Raw genomic sequence first — 16000 nt, 5'->3', positions numbered from 1 at the left:
AATTATATTCAGTTTTACAATTACAAACGTAGGCATTCTACGCTTAATTATATGACGCCACATCAGAAATATAATGAATTAAAAAATGCCGCTTAGAATCTCTACAGAATTTGTTGACCATTACATAGATAAAGACGTAACGCGTAACACTTTCGAGTACCAAGCCTACTGTCAGCAGTTTTACCATCAAACGGGCTGGAAGGACGAACTCAGCATGCTTATCGAAGTCGAACCCACACGCTGGGTTATGCTCTACTTAGGATTTATGCAAGATGAAAAACGCTTCAACAAACCTCAAGTAACCAAACTCAAATCTTACTTCACCATTATTCAATCTTTGTGCCAACAGCACTGGAAACAGACTGAGTTTACACTCGCTGAGCCAGTATTCAGCCCTGACGCTTATTCAGGAAAAATGCGTGCAGCAATTGAATCCGCAGTGGCATCTTTTGGCGAAACTGTCCTCACCAAACGAGAACAGGAAATCGCCGCATTAATCGCGCAAGGCTATGACAACAAAGAGATTGCAACGCAGCTTGATGTCACAGTAGGCACAGTTAAGAATCACCGTAAACGCATCTACGCTCAGTTGAATGTGGCGTCATTAAGCGAGTTCTTTCAATTGTTTCTCAACCACCTAATCACTCAATCAAGGTAACAAACTGTCCCTTTAGGGATATATCTCAATTCCGCATCGCCTTTTAATATGAATACAACCAAACCAGACAAAGATAAGACAATGACACTAATTGAAGATTTACAAGCTCGCGGTTTGATTGCCCAAGCGAGCGATTTAGACCAAGTTCAACAATTGCTATGTGAGCCACAAACCTTGTACTGCGGTTTTGATCCAACCGCAGGTAGCTTGCACATCGGCCACCTAGTGCCACTGATTATGCTTAAGCGTTTTCAAGACGCAGGACACCAAGCCATCGCTCTTATTGGTGGTGCGACAGGTATGATTGGTGACCCAAGCTTTAAAGCCACAGAACGAAGCTTAAACTCAGAAGAGACCGTATCGGGTTGGGTGCAAGATCTGTCGAGCCAAATTCAACAGTTGATGGATAAGCAAATCAGCAAGCCAATGATCATGGTAAACAATGCTGATTGGGTGAAGCAGATTAACGTGATCGATTTCTTCCGCGATATAGGTAAGCATTTTTCCGTGAATACCATGATCAGCCGAGAGTCCGTTAAACAACGCTTAAAACGTCCTGAACAAGGGATTTCATTCACCGAGTTCAGTTACGCTCTGCTGCAATCTTACGACTTCGCAGAATTGAACCGCCAGTACAACTGTCGCCTACAAATCGGTGGTAATGATCAATGGGGCAACATTGTTAGTGGCATTGACCTTTCTCGCCGTCAAAATAGTGAGCAGGTCTTTGGTCTAACCCTACCTTTGATCACCAAATCTGACGGCACTAAGTTTGGTAAAACCGAAGGCGGTGCAGTGTGGTTAGATCCAAGTAAGACGTCGCCTTACGCTTTCTACCAATTCTGGTTATCCGTGGAAGATACCGATGTTTACAACTTCCTACGCTACTACACCTTCTTGAGCTGCAATGAAATTTCTGCGATTGAAACACAAGACAAAGAGAACAAAGGTAAACCACGGGCACAGCTTATCCTAGCAGAGCAAATGACGCGGTTTGTCCATGGTGAAGAAGGATTAGCTAGTGCAGAGCGAATCACCCAAGCGCTATTTAGCGGCAATGTTCAACTATTGAGTTTAAACGAACTAAAACAGTTAGAACTCGATGGCTTACCTAGCATGCAAAGTGCTGAGCAAGACTTGGTAAAACTACTAGTTGAATCAAGCTTAACCAACTCAAAGCGCATTGCACGAGAACTGATTGGCAGCAACGCAATCAGTGTGAATGGCGATAAAGTCGATGCAGAAAACCCAAACTTGAACTACCCACTGTTCGACCAGTACTGGTTGCTTCAACGCGGTAAAAAGCATTTTTGCTTGGTGAGACGTATAGTGGATTAACACACTTCTATTTTGGGTCACACTCTACCTCAGATGATTATTTGCCATTGAACATTGCAATGGCAAATAATGACGCCAAAAATTCCTGATATTTGCAGGTCTAATCTTGCACCGTAGTTTGTAGTGGATTAACAAATTTCGCCATAGAGTTAGAGATCTAAACATAAGGAAGAGTACATCAAATTACGCTTTAGGGAACCGAGTAGCTGAACGTTCGCAACTCAGAATGGGGCAGAAACGATTTACGCTTGAAGGTACGTTTTTGGCACTTTTCTACCTATCAAAAATAGAGCTATTCGTCATTTTCACTGGTTTTTATTCGATGGCTCAGATAACCACCAAACAACACCTTGCTCTTTTCGTTAAAACTTGTTGCTGCTTGTAATTGTTTTCGCATTATCCATCATTAGATCACGCTTATTGTCCAAAGGGTTACGCTGTCGAAATGGTCTATGTGATACCGTACTGGATTTGTTCTTTGTCGTGCTCTGCTGCGAAGGTGCATTAAAATAAGCTCAAGCTATCTTAACTTTATACCAATCGTGTTAAGTTACTGACCATTTATAGCGACAGATAAATACAGTGATAACAAGGCGTAAATTTTGACATGTAGTTGTTCTAATTGAAAAAATTATAACGCAGTTAGCGCTTTATTCAGCTCGCTAGAATGGTTAAATATTTAAGTCGATTGGTATTACACCTTGCCTACTAACAAGCTGAGTTTGTGCAGCATTTGGACCAGCTATAATAGCAAGAAATGCAAATTGCCTTATAAAGATTAACTCTGAACCAATTTATCCAATATGTAAAAGTTACTCTTGATGCTCAAACTGACCGCGATATACTTCAAATACTTTTAAAACCGTATGTTGCGCTTTACTGAGGCCATCAAACCAAGCATCAAAAACATCATCATCGTCTTGATCACTTAATGCCAAATACTGTGCAAGCAATTCAACAATGTCATTATGGGTGCAGCTTAATGGGTCTATTTGTTGTGCTAGGACACTATGATCACGACTACGTAATGTCTCCATGACGCCCTGATCTATTTCCTGACTTTGTTCACTACCATGCTGTTGTTGGGCTGAACCACTCATAATAATCTGACTCCTATTCTTGATTACTTATTATTTATAACAGGCTAATTCCCAATAGCTAGTTTTTTTAAATCAACTGCTGATTTTTTAACTTGTTTGTGTGAATAAACATCAAATTAGCTACTTTACCAACAACTCAAAAATAGTATTTGCAAAGAATTCTTATTTACTATAAATTATAGTGATAATATCACATAACATTAATTTCCAGTAAAAGGCTATTTATGAAACCTAATATTCACCCTGATTACCAAACGGTTGCTTTTCATGACACGGCCGCCGATAGCTACTTTATTATTGGTTCAACAATTAAAACTGATCGAACCGTTGAGTTAGATGGCAAAACATACCCTTACGTACCTATTGATGTATCAAGTGACTCACATCCATTTTATACTGGTAAGCAAAAATCTGTTGCAACAGATGGTCGAGTTGCTGCGTTTAATCGCCGCTTTAAAAACTTAGGGAGCAAATAATCATGAAAGTCTTGAGTTCATTGAAAAGTGCTAAAAACCGCCCGGGATGTCAAATTGTTAAACGCAAAGGACGCGTTTTTGTGATCTGTAAAGACAATCCACGCTTTAAAGCAGTGCAAGGTATGAAAAAGAAAGGAAGAAAATAAATAACTATCATAGACTGTACACCTTGATATAGGCGTACAGTCTTTAAGGCTAAACTTAAATACAATCTAACACTACTTACCGAACAACAGCTCCCAAAACCCTGGTGGCTCATGCAGTTTATGGTATTGCTTACGGAGCCCATCAATGGCTTTTAACGGTCCTTTGGCTGCTTCGAGTCCTTGCTCATTCGCTAATTTTTTTGCAAGTTCAGCTTTTGCGATCACTTTATCTAAACCTTGCAGTGACTGCTCAGCCTCTTTGTGAAAAGTGGCTGTTTTACTTCGCTTAACCAATATCATAAATTCATCGATCGCGGTATTAAACTCCTGTAGTTGTGTTGCTTCAACAGTATGCTTGAACGCAAGCCCCATATTCTTCATGTTGGCTTCAAGATCTAAATCGTCGTTAGCAAATAAACTCGGAACAAACAGCAGTGCCACAAGACACAGAAATACTTTCATAATAATCCTAACAGTTACAACTCAAAAAAGATGAAAAATCATTATACACTCCAGCAGCTATGAATATAACCTTACTCTAAGTGTGGTGAAAATTAATTTTGTGTTAGAATTCGTTTTTGTTGATGAGATGTGTTTTGGGTTTAGAGCGAATGCGAAGATTAAAAAAACAATTTCTGATTTTCTTGTTGTGTTTAATAATTAGCCCTTCTAGCTTTGCCAAATTAAACATTACCTTTGTAAATCCCGGGTTTGCAGATTCATCTGATGAAATAAATACAACCGGTAACTTTTGGTTCAAAGTATCTAAGATTATGCTAAATGCGGCGGATGACTTAGATATAAACTTGCACATAAAATACGCGAATCGTAATCATATTTTGATGAAAGAGCTTATCAGGCAGGCAATTAAAGACAAGCCTGACTATTTAGTTGTGGTAGATGAAAAAAGCGTTGTCAGTAAATACTTAGCAAAATTAAATACCAGAAATATCCCTATTTATTTTTTATATAGCCGACCTGCTATCGGAAAATTTATATCATTAAAACGAGCTGGCGTTAATATTATTGGCAGCGTCATACCGGATAATTATGCTGCAGGAAAAGTGCTTGCACAACAGTTACTTATTAAACACTCAACAACATCGACTCAACCTGCTAATATACTCGCCCTTATTGGCGATTATACAACGCCTGCATCGGTAGAACGTGTTGCAGGCCTAACTGAATTTGTTGAGCAACATGAAGATATAAACTTTATAGGAAAAGAGGTTGCCAATTGGTCTGAACAGGAAAGTTACACAAAAACCTTAGCATTTATGGAGTTTGCTCCTGAGATCAATATTATATGGTGCGCCAATGATGCAATTGGGTTTGGTGCAAAAAGAGCATTACAAGTGCACATAAGGTCATTGTTGGTGGGATGAATTGGGACTCTGTACCAAAAGGTATCAAAGCGTTGGGTATAACATTGGGTGGCCATGTGTTATTAGGTGCCTATGCACTTATTAATATAGTTGATCATCATAATGAAAATACTCGAGTTCCCCTAAATCATTCATATTTATCCATATTCAGTAACCTTACTACTGAAACCATACCTCTTGTAAAGCACATAAATGAAACTGATTTAGCCGACATTGATTTTGCTCAATTTAGTAAAACAGCCTCAGATCCGAGGCCATTTACAGTAGATAACCTCGTCAAAGCCCTTAATAAATAACACTGTAAAGGGGATTTACAGCCCTTTACAGTAACTCTCCGTTTTCCAGTAAAATAGCTAACTATTGTCGATTCGATAGCCATAGCGGCTGATAAGGCGCAAGTTCAATACTTTGTTGCCCCTGCTCTATTGCCTGAGCAGAAATAAGTTCAAACCACTGCTCAGTATCAATTAAGTTCAGATCAGCTAATAGCAGAGTCTGAGGCTCATCGCTAATGTTATAAACACAAAAAACACTTTGCCTACGGTCTATACTTTGACGCCAAAAACCAAATAAAGCACCGGTTAAATGTAAGGTAAATTGCGTCGCATTAGGGTGAAAAGCATCTTGCTGCTTACGAATAGCCAGTAAATTATTGATTTGAGTAAACACGTGATAATGATGACTTGATTGATCGGCAAGCTTTTCAAGTAGTGCCGACTCTTGCCAACGATGACGGTTAATACAGCGGTTATGCTGGCTATTTTCAAAGCGTTCATAATCATTGGTGGTACCAAGTAAACTATGAATATAAAGCCCAGGAATGCCTTCGAGGGCAAACATAATAGCATGAGCACAGGTAAAACGTTGTAAGCCCCACTTATCCACGCCTTTATGAGTGCCTTGTAAGGCATCAAATAACGCAATATTAAGTTCATAGGGTGAGCTGGTGCCATTATTCGCTGTGCGCATTGACACCTTTGCGCCAAAGCGACTAACCGTATTGACCATTTGCCCTAGTTCATCCTCGTCAAGCAACCCTTCGACAGGACGTAAGCCAATTCCATCGTGAGAAGCTATAAAATTAAAGTAGGCAGTACCATTTTGCGCTGGCGGCATGCTCATCATCCAATGTTTGAGCGCTTTACTGTCACCACTGAGCAAGGTATGTAATAACAAAGGCGGCAATGAAAAGTTATAAATACAATGTGCCTCATTGGCATTACCAAAGTAAGATAAATTTTCACGATTAGGAATGTTTGTTTCAGTGATTATAACTGCACTTGGCTCCACATGCTCTATTAGCGTTCGCAGTAATCTGATCACTTCATGTGTTTGCGGTAAATTAATGCAAGAAGTATTAAGTTCTTTCCATAAAAAAGCCACAGCATCAAGGCGAAATATCTTTATACCATTATCCAAGTAATGGCGAATAATACCTACAAATTCATTAAGCACTAATGGATTAGCAAAATCTAAGTCAACTTGATCTGGGCTAAATGTGCACCAAACATGGCGCTCCCCTAGTGCCGTTTGCACTGTATTAAGTAGCGGTGATGTTCTTGGTCGCACAACGTCAGATAGATCGTCATTTAAGCTAGCTGTTTTAAAGTAGCTTAACCCCGGCTCTTTGCCCTGAATAAAGTTTTCAAACCAACGACTGCGACTAGAGCAGTGGTTGATCACTAAATCAGCCATTAGCTTTACATCTTGAGCTATTCCTTGAATATCATCCCAACTACCAAGAGATTCATTCACTTGTACATAGTTCATTACCGAAAAGCCCTCATCAGAGCTATAAGGATAAAAAGGTAATATATGCAACGCGTTAATCGTTCCCGCACACTGGTTTTTCATAAACCGATGAAGGGTATGTAACGGTGGTTCACTCGGTACCGCAACTGCTTGATCTGCATCGCGATAACGCATAATTGAATCGCCATAAGCAATCAAAATTACATCTTGCTGATCCCAGCGGTTTTTATGCGGCGTAGGGTCTCGAACCGGGTCGTCTCTTAACATGGTAGTGATCAACATGCTTGCAAGCGCATCAATACTCATACATAAGTCAACACCCTCATATATACTCGTCAGGTGCTGTTCAACCCGTTGTTCAAATAACGCTTTACTCATTACCCTACCCCGTTGTTTATACTAATTTTTAATTATTTATCTGTAATTACTTCTCTGCTTAAGTATTATTATGAAAACTCTTTATTATCAAGCTCTACTGCTTCTTCTAAACGCGCAAACACATCTGGCATTGCTGAAGCAACTCGGTTCCAGCTTGGCACAAATGGCGCTTCCATTGGATACTGTAAAAAATGCTCACCTGCGTTCATAATGTTTTGCGCAAACATTTCTACTGCTTTTTCTTCTTGATGAATATCGAGTTTTAAGCCGTTCATCATGGCATCGTTATGATAAGTTTCAATAAAATCCAGTGCGATACGATAATAAGTTGCTTTAAGTGACCGAATGGTTTCCGTGGTAAATGTCACTCCTTGCGTGGCTAACTTACGAAACAGCGCTTTGGTGATATCTATCGACATTTTTGACAAGCCAGCCGCTTGATTATCCAGTGACAGCGCTTGGTGTTTATGATCATAGTTATCTGCAATATCTACTTGGCACAAGCGATTGTGTGAGTAGTTACGGTACATTTCAGACAGTACGCCAATCTCTAAGCCCCAATCGCTAGGAATACGAATATCGTTGAGCACATCACGGCGAAACGAAAATTCCCCCGCCAGCGGATAACGAAATGAATCCATATATTCAAGGTAGTCAGTGCTGCCTAAAATGGTTTTAAATGAACGCAATAAAGGAGTAACGAGTAAACGCGATACACGGCCATTGATCTTGCCATCAGCAGTACGAGGGTAAAAGCCTTTACAAAATTCATAGTTAAAGCGCGGGTGAGCAACTGGATAAATTAATCGCGCTAATAAACTACGGTCATAAGTTAAAATATCACAATCATGCAGTGCTATTGACTCAACTTTTGCCGTTGCCAATTTATAACCCATGCAGTACCACACATTACGGCCTTTGCCGAGTTCACGCGGCGCGACGCCTAACGCTTGCAACTCTTTATCGAGTGCTTGCAAACGTGGCCCTTCGTTCCAAAGCACGCGGTGATGTTGGTCAAGCTCTGCAAAAAATTGTAATGCATGACGATACTGACTCTCATCGGCCCTGTCTAAGCCAATCGTAATTTGCGACAAATAAGGAACATGTTTCAATTCTTGCACAATATTTTGTAATGCAGAGCCCTCAAGTTCACTGTACAAGGAGGGTAAAATCAAGCCCATTGGCCGTTGTTTTGAAAAGCTAACGAGTTCAGCTTCTAGATCAGCCAGCGGACGGTCGGCAATATTATGTAATGTTGTTATGATGCCATTTTGGTAAAAATCAGCCATGTGATTGCTCCTGTTTAGACGCTAATTGCGCTTTGATAACACTTAGATCTGCTACTTCATCGAGCCAACCTTGTGGGGCTGGGTGTTCACTAACACGCCATGGTTTGTGGGATAATTTTGCCTTGGCTTTACTGGCAGGATTATTAATTAAAATCGCGATATCTGCGGCATCCAACATCGCCATATCATTTTGGCTATCACCCAGTGCAATAGTGGTGAAAGCATGACGACAATGTTTTTTAAATTGCTCTACTAACCAGTTTTGCGCTTTACCTTTATTGGTACTGCGATTTAAATGAATAAAACGCCCGCCTATTAACACTTCATAACCAAGCGGTTTTATTGCTTCTAAAAAGTCAAGTAGCTGTTGCTCTGTGCCTTGCCAAAAAAGCGGATCTGAATATTCACGAATACGGGCAAGTTCGCTTTGTGCTAGGCTCAAGTCTGTTATCTGACTGACTTCTTGCGCTGATAATTGACTGAACAAACGGTAATAAGCACTAAACTCGCTACCGTATTCAAGTAATTCACTGTACAACTGTTTATTGGTTGGCGACAGCGCATAACGCCAGTGTTCATCCAGCTCTTCGCAGCCAATTGGTTTTAATGAAAAATAATTTTTTGGAATATATACAGCCCCGCCATTTTCAATAATAAACGGCTGGTTTAACCCAAGTGATTTTTGCAGTGCGATTACCTCTGCAAACGTTTTGCTGGTATTAAAAACTACAGCGATACCTGCGCGACTCAATTGGCTTAAAAACGGAGCAATCTCAGTACATTGGTAATCGTTATGATCAAGTAACGTACCGTCTAAATCAGTGAAAATAAGTGGCATTGCAACATCATCAGCGCGAAGCTTCATGGCACTAATATCACGTACTTTATCTAGGCTCAGTAATGCATCGACTTGCTCTGGTAACTGAGTTAAATTTTCTCGCGTAATACGTTCAAAATGAGAAATAAATCGCACTAATTGTTGCTCATCGAACGTTCCTTGGCCTCGTCCTTTATGCGACAGTAATTTTTGCTCTTGCTCTAATCGCCACCCATATACGTCGGCAAATGACGGTGCTTTTAGCATCACGGTATAATCAATCATTGCAAAAATATCTTGGTATTCATTCGCTAAACAACTGTTTACACAGCGTCGCCAAATACCTTCAGGATCCTCGTATTGTTCTAATTGATTAACTGATTGATGTAATTGATAAGGTTGTTGCGCTATGCTACCAACACACCAACCTTCAAAAAAAATGATATCAACAGGCTGTTTATTAGTAGGCCATAACGCTTGCGTAACTGGATCATCGGTTTGTTTATCAAACTGTGGCAAAGGCACCCCTACTTCACCTGCAAGTAACGCGGTAAAAGTCTGCTGCATAAGTGCTGTATCATGGGTACCTGGCACACCACGCGTTGCAAATAACGGATGTACATCTTTACTTAATTGTTGACGATGCGCGTGGCTGTGATAAAAATCATCAATCGACATCGCAATACTATTAAACGCTGTATTACAGTTGATCCAAGTAACTAAAAAATCTGCTAATGTCGTTTTACCTGAGCCTTGGCAACCATTGATTGCCACCAGCATTGGACCATCAGTTGGTTTGCTGTGGAGAATATCTTCAGCGAGTGGGACGAAATACTGTTCACTCAAATACTGATATTTGAGTGGCAGCTGATGTTTTGCTAAAAATGGGGTGATATCCACAATATTTGTCTCTTGCATTAAACGCTCCTGATCAGTATGACACTGTTAATGAGGTAAATGCAGTTACTAGACCAGTTTTATAACTTTATATTTTTTAGTTAGTTAAAAAAATAGCGCATATTAAATGCGCTATTTTGGTGCAAATCATTAGCTGAATGTGCAAAATATTACGTTGGCTTATCAGCCTTTGGTAACACTAAATTAAGCACTATGCCTAAAATAGCGCATAGGCTCACGCCTTGTAAGCTAAATTCGTTGCCACCGATATGCATACCACCAATGCCACACACTAAAATGAGTGCCACAATACTGAGGTTACGTGGAGCCGTTAAGTCTTCTCCACTTTTCACTAACGAATTTAAACCCACCACAGCAATTGAGCCAAACAGCAAAATCATGATCCCCCCCATCACAGGTACTGGTATGGTTTGCAAACCAGCGCCCATTTTAGCCACAAACGCTAAAATAATGGCGATAATGGCAGTCCACATCATCACTTTAGGATTAAAGTTACGCGTAAGCATCACTGCACCGGTGACCTCTGAATAGGTGGTATTAGGTGGCCCGCCGAATATAGACGCTGCAGTAGTAGCTAATCCATCACCAAACAAGGTGCGATGTAAGCCCGGTTTTTTCAAATAGTCTTTATTGGTGACTTGGCTAATCGCCATCATATCGCCAATATGTTCAATAGCGGGGGCTATTGCCACCGGCACCATAAATAACACCGCTTGCCATTTAAACTCAGGCCAAGTAAAAGCTGGCATTGCAAACCACGGTGCATTAGTAACAGCATCAAATTGCACGATCCCTAAATATAGCGATAAACTGTAACCTGCGATGACTCCAGCTAAGATAGGGATCAGCTTAAATACACCTTTGCCCCATACCGCGAAAATTAGCGTCACTAACAACGAAAATGCCGCCACCCAAATGGCTTGCTCGTACGCAATCAACTGAATTGAACCATCGCCGCTTTTACCCATTGCCATATTAACTGCAACAGGTGCCAGTGCTAAACCAATTACCATGATCACCGGACCGACCACAACTGGTGGTAATATTTTATGCAGGGTAGCTACACCTTTTAATTTCACTAATAGACTTAACAACATATAAGCCCCGCCTGCAGCCATTAAGCCCCCCATTGTGGCAGGCACACCCCATAGCTGCACGCAGGCAATAATAGGGGCGATAAACGCAAATGATGAAGCTAAAAATATCGGCACCTGACCTTTAGTTACCAAATGGAACAGCAAGGTACCAATACCAGCCGTAAAAAGTGCCACATTTGGATCAAGCCCCGTTAATAAAGGAACTAACACCAAGGCACCAAAGGCGACAAATAACATTTGCGCCCCAGTTAAAATTGTTTTGATTGAAAAGGTAGAGTTATCCACTGTTAGACAGTACCAAAAATTTTATCGCCAGCATCACCAAGACCAGGAATTATATAGCCTTTCTCATTTAAGTGGCTGTCTAATGATGCGGTAAAAATCTCTACATCAGGATGAGCTGCAAGGGTTTTTTCAACCCCTTCAGGTGCGGCAACCAATACAATCACTTTAATTTCTTTACAACCCGCTTTTTTCAGCATATCGATAGTCGCAATCATCGAGCCCCCAGTTGCGAGCATTGGATCAATAACGAGGCTCAAGCGCTCATCAATTTTGCCTACTAACTTTTCAAAGTAAGGAATTGGTTCTAATGTTTCTTCATTACGTTGCAGGCCCACAACACTGACTTTTGCAGCAGGCAGTAACTGCATAACACCATCCATCATGCCAAGGCCAGCACGTAAAATTGGCACAACAGTAATTTTTTTACCTTTGATGTGTTCAACATCTAATTGATTACCATCCCAACTGGTAATTGTTACTTTTTCCAGTGGCAGGTTTTTAGTCGCTTCATAGGTTAATAATGTACCCACTTCAGACGAAAGCTCACGGAAACTCTTAGTACTAATGCCATATTCTCGCATAAGGCCAAGTTTATGTTGAACAAGTGGGTGGTTAATTACATGAATAGTCATAATAGCGCCTAAAAGAAAAATAAATTGCGCTTATTTTAGCTTAAAAAATTCCATCAGACTTTAAAAAAGCATGATCAGTGCAATAAAAAAATTATTTTATGTTCCTAATACAGCGCTTTATCTCATTTAATCCGATAATTGTCATTTTCAACGCAACTACACTATAATAATAGCTATGAATAATTTGCTCACATAGGTTTTATGTCAAAGTTTGTTATTGGGCTCTTGATTGGTATTTTAGCAATAATGCCTTCATTAGCGATGGCTAAAAAACCATTAAAGGTGCAAATGATGACCGACTTTGCATCACAGGAAAATGATGATCCATTTAACATAGCCACTCAATTTTTGCTCGATATTGAAAAGCAGCTCAATGGTGCAATCGCGTTAAACTTTATCACAGCGAGTAGATTAAGGGAGTGGCAACAATTGCATGCAATGAAAGATGTGTGTTTGTACAATAAAGTCAAAACACCTGATCGCCTTGAAAATGCATTATTTAGTACCTCCCCAATTATGGCTTTTCCGGCCAACCGCTTAGTGGTGTATAATCATCCAGAACTGCCTGAAAATATTAGTTTAAATGATGCGGTAAATAAATATAATCTCACCATCGGCATTGCTTCAGGGCGTTCATATGGTCACGAAATAGATAATTATATTACCAAGCATCCTAAATCATTTATGAGCTTAGGCGGCACAACAGGTGCTTATCGCCTTAGTCAAATGCTATTTCAAAATAAGTTCGATGCCGTTATTGAATACAGATCGGTGTTTACTTCTCGTCACGGTACAGATCCAAGCACAGAAAATATCCGCTATCTCAGCCTAGACGACACGAATCAAACAGTGTTTGGCTATATTGCATGCTCGCAGTCAGAACAAGGAAAGCAAGTGATTGCATTATTTGATCAAGCATTACAAACGCCTGAAATTCAGAAAATAATCATTAGTAGTCACACACAAATATTTGCACCGCCGGAGCAGGCGCTGATATTACACGCATTACAAGATGCTTTTAACGTAGCAATACCTGCACGCTGATTTAGTTGTTTAAAATTTGCTCCATCACCCAACTAGTATGTGCGGCCGAATGACCTGTTGACGGATGTGTAATATTTTCAAATAATGACGAGGCCATATTTTGCACATGATATTGTTGAACATGAGGCGGGTTTTCAATGCTCAGTTGTTGCTGACCACTTTCGTTAATAACCGTAATTGCTTGCTCATCAAATACGCTAAAGCTGATCTCGCCCTTTTCACCGTATAAAGTAACAACATCAAAACGAGAAAAACCACCAAAGTTCCAACTTCCTGAGCCGGTAATACCGTTTTTATGCTGCCAACACGCAGTGATTGCATCAAAAGCGCCATATAAGTTTTGCTGGTTTGTCGCCAGTCCTTTCACTTGTTCATAATCACCAAATAAGTAACCAAATAAGTAACCAAATAAATCGAGACCATGGCTGGCTAAATCATCAAAATAACCTCCTGGTGCGATAGTTTTATCGGTACGCCAATTGTAAACACCTGATCTATCTTGCTCGCTGGAGGCTTTACTTAAGTGCCAATTAATATGTCGCACCTGGCCGATTTCGCCCGTGTCAATCAGGCTTTTTACTTTATTAAAGCGCGGTAAAGAACGTCGATAATACGCGACGAACAAGGGAACATTTTTACTGCTGAAAGCTTCAAGAATAACTTCACTGTGAGCCAATGTAGGCGCCAGTGGTTTTTCAATACAACATGGTTTGCCCGCAGCAGCAACTTTTAGCGCAAGCTCCATATGGCTATCTGGAGGCGTTGCGATATACACGGCATCAATATCAGAACTTACTATCAATTCATCGGCCGTTTTAAATACCATAGGTACGTTATGGCATTTTGCGTAATCTTCAGCAAGTGCGGTATCTCGTCGAGTAACGCCTTGCAACACAAAACCTTTCGTATTTTTATACGCTGGGCCACTTTTCACCTCGGTTACAGCGCCACAGCCAATCATTCCCCAACGGATCTGTTTCGTCATTCTACGTTACCCCAAAATTTGTTTTTGTAATTTGAAATTGCATATAAGCATTAATTTTTACGTGTTCTGGACTCCAGCCCATTAAAAATCGGTAAAAGTCAGCCCATACAACTGGCCACAAGGTTTGCCATTCGTTAATAGCAGCATGGCTATATGCGCTTTTATCAAATATGTGCATGGCGTTGGCAAAATATTTAAAGTAATCGGCTAAGTAATCATCAGCTCTTTGTTGTAATTGCTGTTCATTTAAACAACTACCCAAAAAGTACATAACGTCAATAACACCTACTCCAGCGCCAACATATTGAAAGTCATATCCTAAAACTTCCATAGTCGAACTATTAACAGCGAAGTTCGCAAGTTTTGCATCACCATGAATAAGCGTTTGATACTGACATGCCCGAATAGTTTGATCGATGCTGTGTGCTTGTTGCTTGATAGCACAATCTGCCATTTTTTCATACTCGTCTGGCCGAGTAGCTAAATGCCAATAACTCCCCTGCGACCATAAGCCATCAGCTTTGACTTGAAAATGAAAAGCATGAAAATACGCCAACCACTTAATAATGGCTGTAACATGTGTATGGATTGGTTTTGCGTTTACAAAGCCACTCTCTGTAAAATCAGCAAACACTAAGACTTTGTGCTGTTCATGTTCTATGGCATTAAAACACCTTAAAGCACCTGCTCTAGATGGTAATCGCGTCGCATAATGCTGATACCAATAAAATTCGACTTCATACGAGTGACGCTTTCGGTTAATTGCAAACTCAGTTTGCGAAATTCGCGGATGATTTATGTGATCGGGCACACTAATCGCTTTAATGACGCAGGCTTTACCGTCTAAACGACAACGCACTATTTCACCACAGCCACTCCATAAAGCAGTGATTGTTTCAGTGATTTTAATATTTTTATAATGAAGACCAATTAATGGCAGATAAAAAGACATACGCACCAATATTCATAAAACACTTAGTATGACATAAACATTTTAAGATTAAAGCGCTTACAGGCAACGCAGAACACTACTTAACTACATGTTAGCAATCATTATCTTTTGCCAGCTTACAATTTCAACATAATGTAAACCAATGCATTGATTGAAACGTATCAATCTGCACCAGTTATTAAACGAGTAATATATGTTTTCATTCTTTAAGAAAGACCCAACTAAAAAGCTACATAAGCAGCTTTCTATGAAACTAGAACAAGCCATGCATGCCCAACGTAATGGCGATATACGCAAATACTCAGAACTATCCTTTGAAGCAGACCAAATAGACAAACAAATAATAGAGATAGAAAAACAAAACAAGTAAATATAATATTTAGCCCGCAGTCTAAAATTATGAAATGGGGCTTTTTATTGAGCCCCGTGAATCGTGGTTGAGTCAATTCATACAAATCAGCCCTTTACACAAACTCATCCACACTATTTCAACTACTTATCCTGACACCTAATGGTGCTGGGCTAGATTAAATGGAATGCACGCAAAGAAAATCCAAGCGCTTGGTAGTTATGGAATTTTATTTACATCGCGAGAAAAGTTGAGACACAGAGCAGCTCCTGCGTCATTATGACTTATTAACCATCTAAACAGCAGCGCATTATTTTACCTCAACCACTCCAAAGCGCCGTGACTTTTCCTATAATTTTAATATTTTGATATTTTGATATTTTGATATTTTGATATTTT

General features: G+C 40.0%; 18 protein-coding genes. 9 read left to right on the top strand and 9 right to left on the bottom strand.

Annotation, left to right across the window (positions count from 1 at the left end; all coding sequences use genetic code 11):
• The 3 genes from H5200_RS24505 to tyrS form a co-directional block, all read left to right on the top strand.
• Positions 1–96, top strand: a 96-nt coding sequence (locus tag H5200_RS24505) for an IS3 family transposase (protein WP_404936146.1), incomplete at its 5' end; no start/stop codon positions are given.
• Positions 86–658, top strand: a complete 573-nt coding sequence (locus H5200_RS21340) for a LuxR C-terminal-related transcriptional regulator (protein WP_220497048.1) — start codon at positions 86–88, stop codon at positions 656–658. The genes H5200_RS24505 and H5200_RS21340, both read left to right, overlap by 11 nt.
• Before the next feature lie 81 nt (positions 659–739).
• A complete protein-coding gene (gene tyrS, locus H5200_RS21335; protein ID WP_182757622.1) occupies positions 740–1996 on the top strand; it encodes a tyrosine--tRNA ligase in 1257 nt (418 codons plus the stop codon).
• Positions 1997–2808: 812 nt separating this feature from the next.
• On the opposite strand, the gene H5200_RS21330 is transcribed toward tyrS, so the two are convergent.
• Entirely contained in the window at positions 2809–3096 is a 288-nt protein-coding gene (locus H5200_RS21330; protein ID WP_182718731.1) for a hypothetical protein, read from the bottom strand.
• Positions 3097–3320: 224 nt separating this feature from the next.
• Between H5200_RS21330 and H5200_RS21325 the strand changes: the two genes are divergently transcribed.
• On the top strand, positions 3321–3572 hold the full coding sequence (locus H5200_RS21325; RefSeq protein WP_145236032.1) for a type B 50S ribosomal protein L31: 252 nt from the start codon (positions 3321–3323) through the stop codon (positions 3570–3572).
• Between the two features lie 2 nt (positions 3573–3574).
• A complete protein-coding gene (ykgO, locus tag H5200_RS21320; RefSeq protein WP_149980141.1) occupies positions 3575–3718 on the top strand; it encodes a type B 50S ribosomal protein L36 in 144 nt (47 codons plus the stop codon).
• A gap of 72 nt (positions 3719–3790) precedes the next feature.
• Here ykgO and H5200_RS21315 read toward each other — a convergent pair whose 3' ends face one another.
• Positions 3791–4180 carry a cytochrome b562 gene (locus tag H5200_RS21315; RefSeq protein ID WP_182718730.1) on the bottom strand — a complete coding sequence of 130 codons (390 nt, stop codon included), beginning with the start codon at positions 4178–4180 and terminating at the stop codon, positions 3791–3793.
• 149 nt (positions 4181–4329) lie between these two features.
• Between H5200_RS21315 and H5200_RS21310 the strand changes: the two genes are divergently transcribed.
• Together H5200_RS21310 and H5200_RS21305 are read left to right on the top strand one after the other, a co-directional pair.
• Positions 4330–5103, top strand: coding sequence for a substrate-binding domain-containing protein (locus H5200_RS21310; protein ID WP_182718729.1), 774 nt, complete (start codon positions 4330–4332; stop codon positions 5101–5103).
• Complete coding sequence (locus tag H5200_RS21305) at positions 5100–5399, top strand: hypothetical protein (protein ID WP_182762544.1); 300 nt, start codon at positions 5100–5102, stop codon at positions 5397–5399. The genes H5200_RS21310 and H5200_RS21305 overlap by 4 nt, the downstream gene beginning before the upstream one ends.
• A 61-nt stretch (positions 5400–5460) precedes the next feature.
• Here H5200_RS21305 and H5200_RS21300 read toward each other — a convergent pair whose 3' ends face one another.
• The 5 genes from H5200_RS21300 to upp all read right to left on the bottom strand — a co-directional run bounded on the left by H5200_RS21300 (position 5461) and on the right by upp (position 12271).
• Positions 5461–7233, bottom strand: coding sequence for a sugar phosphorylase (locus H5200_RS21300; RefSeq protein ID WP_182718727.1), 1773 nt, complete (start codon positions 7231–7233; stop codon positions 5461–5463).
• Between the two features lie 68 nt (positions 7234–7301).
• Complete coding sequence (locus H5200_RS21295) at positions 7302–8522, bottom strand: glycosyl transferase (RefSeq protein ID WP_149980138.1); 1221 nt, start codon at positions 8520–8522, stop codon at positions 7302–7304.
• Entirely contained in the window at positions 8515–10257 is a 1743-nt protein-coding gene (locus tag H5200_RS21290; protein WP_182718726.1) for an HAD-IIB family hydrolase, read from the bottom strand. Before H5200_RS21290 ends, H5200_RS21295 begins: the two co-directional genes overlap by 8 nt.
• Positions 10258–10406: 149 nt before the next feature.
• Positions 10407–11639 carry a uracil-xanthine permease family protein gene (locus H5200_RS21285; protein ID WP_182718725.1) on the bottom strand — a complete coding sequence of 411 codons (1233 nt, stop codon included), beginning with the start codon at positions 11637–11639 and terminating at the stop codon, positions 10407–10409.
• A 2-nt stretch (positions 11640–11641) separates the two neighbouring features.
• A complete protein-coding gene (upp, locus tag H5200_RS21280; protein ID WP_145236059.1) occupies positions 11642–12271 on the bottom strand; it encodes a uracil phosphoribosyltransferase in 630 nt (209 codons plus the stop codon).
• Between the two features lie 201 nt (positions 12272–12472).
• Here upp and H5200_RS21275 point away from each other — a divergent pair, with 201 nt between their 5' ends.
• Positions 12473–13315 (top strand): ABC transporter substrate-binding protein, encoded by an 843-nt coding sequence (locus tag H5200_RS21275; RefSeq protein ID WP_182718724.1) that lies wholly within the window; start codon positions 12473–12475, stop codon positions 13313–13315.
• A gap of 1 nt (position 13316) precedes the next feature.
• On the opposite strand, the gene H5200_RS21270 is transcribed toward H5200_RS21275, so the two are convergent.
• Together H5200_RS21270 and H5200_RS21265 are read right to left on the bottom strand one after the other, a co-directional pair.
• Positions 13317–14300: a Gfo/Idh/MocA family protein gene (locus H5200_RS21270; RefSeq protein WP_182762543.1), complete on the bottom strand. Its 984-nt coding sequence runs from the start codon at positions 14298–14300 to the stop codon at positions 13317–13319.
• A gap of 1 nt (position 14301) precedes the next feature.
• Positions 14302–15252, bottom strand: a complete 951-nt coding sequence (locus H5200_RS21265; protein WP_182762541.1) for an oxidoreductase family protein — start codon at positions 15250–15252, stop codon at positions 14302–14304.
• 193 nt (positions 15253–15445) lie between these two features.
• Here H5200_RS21265 and H5200_RS21260 point away from each other — a divergent pair, with 193 nt between their 5' ends.
• Positions 15446–15622, top strand: coding sequence for a DUF6435 family protein (locus H5200_RS21260; RefSeq protein ID WP_182762539.1), 177 nt, complete (start codon positions 15446–15448; stop codon positions 15620–15622).
• Positions 15623–16000: the final 378 nt, after the last annotated feature.

Origin of the sequence: Pseudoalteromonas sp. SG43-7, assembly GCF_014164295.1 — a bacterium.
Taxonomy (GTDB): domain Bacteria; phylum Pseudomonadota; class Gammaproteobacteria; order Enterobacterales; family Alteromonadaceae; genus Pseudoalteromonas; species Pseudoalteromonas rhizosphaerae.
This window is presented reverse-complemented; position numbering and strand designations above follow the sequence as displayed.